Source organism: Novosphingobium sp. 11B (assembly GCF_054589055.1).
This window is the reverse complement of the sequence record NZ_BAAILP010000131.1, coordinates 1-1270: the sequence shown is the minus strand read 5'-3', so window position 1 is coordinate 1270 and position 1270 is coordinate 1. Positions and strand designations below refer to the sequence as shown.

Sequence of the window (1270 nt, the reverse complement as noted above, 5' to 3'; positions counted from 1 at the left end):
CCCGTCACCTTGCGCGCCAGCTTGATCGCGGCCTCGACCGCATTAGTGCCGGTCGGCCCGGTGAACATCGCGCGATAGTCCAGCCCACGCGGCTCCAGGATCACCTCCTCGAACGTGCGCAGTAAAGCGGCTTTGGCGTCGGTGTGCAGGTCGAGCGCATGGGTCACGCCGTCGCTGCCGATGTAATCCATCAGCGCCGCCTTGAGCACCGGATGGTTGTGCCCGTAGTTCAGCGAGGAGCAGCCCGACAGGAAATCGAGATAACGCCCGCCCTCGTTGTCGTGCAGCCACGGTCCTTGCGCCTTGCCGAACTGGCGCGGCATCGCACGCGAATAGCTGCGCACCCTGGATTCGCGGCGGTCATAGATCTTCGTATCCGGCGCGGTGGCGCTCGGCATGGGGGTCTTGGTCATTTCGGGAGTTCCCCTGTTCAGGTATGGACGGACGGCAGCGGCGCGATGGTCGCCTGCCATTCCGTGTCGTGTGCCCCCGCGAAGTGCGCGGCGCGCTCGAAGCGCTGGGATTTCGAGAGGCTTGCGCCGTGCCGGCGCGCGAAGGCGCCGAACAGCGCCCAGGAGGCCGGATTGGCCTCGGTAATCGTGGTGGTCAGCGCGGTCGCGCCCTGTACGGCGGGCAGCGAGACCAGTTCATCCAGCATGCGCCCTGCAAGCCCTTCGCCCCGCGCGGAAGCCGCGACCGCGACCTGCCACACGAAGATGCGCTCCGGATGCGAAGGCGGACGGTAAGCGGAAATCCACCCGACGACCGCGCCTTCACGCTCCGCGAGCACGCAGGTGTCGGCGAAATCGCTGCACTGAAGCAGATTGCAGTAGGCCGAGTTGGGATCGAGCGGCTCGGACGCCGCGATCAGCGCAGTGACGGCAGGCCCGTCTTCGGCAGTGGGCCGGCGCAGGACCGGCGAGGTAGTCTTACACATCGGAATTGTGCCCTCGGGATTCGTCCCGAAGGCGGCTTTACTCATGACTTCATCAAAGATTACTTCACCCTCCGAAGCACATTGGCGTGCTTGGCATTTGCCTCATTATGACTGCTGCTGCGCGATAACATACGGATCGTGCGGTGCATTGCAACCATGTGTCGCGAGATATGTTCCCTTGATGCGCGTCTTTGAAATGCAATATTTCGGGTTTGGAAGTATCTTGCATCTTGGCGGAAAGCCGCAGGAAAGCTAGCTGTCAGGGCATGGACAGCGACCTCACCCCGGTGGCACTTTCGGCACTGAGAAAAATTCTCGACGCGGCGGATCTGG

General features: G+C 63.3%; 2 protein-coding genes. Both read right to left on the bottom strand.

Features of this window, described 5'->3' with window-relative positions; genetic code table 11:
- Window positions 1-413: aminotransferase class III-fold pyridoxal phosphate-dependent enzyme (locus ACYPYD_RS12240; RefSeq protein WP_459663367.1), on the bottom strand; the 413-nt coding region annotated here is incomplete at its 3' end.
- Between the two features lie 17 nt (window positions 414-430).
- Window positions 431-937 (bottom strand): diaminobutyrate acetyltransferase, encoded by a 507-nt coding sequence (ectA, locus tag ACYPYD_RS12235; RefSeq protein ID WP_459663365.1) that lies wholly within the window; start codon window positions 935-937, stop codon window positions 431-433.
- Between the last annotated feature and the right edge of the window lie 333 nt (window positions 938-1270).

What these genes read in the sequence shown, in the direction of transcription:
- ectA (WP_459663365.1), bottom strand. Translation starts at nt 937, where the DNA reads ATGTGTAAGACTACCTCGCCGGTCCTGCGCCGGCCCACTGCCGAAGAC.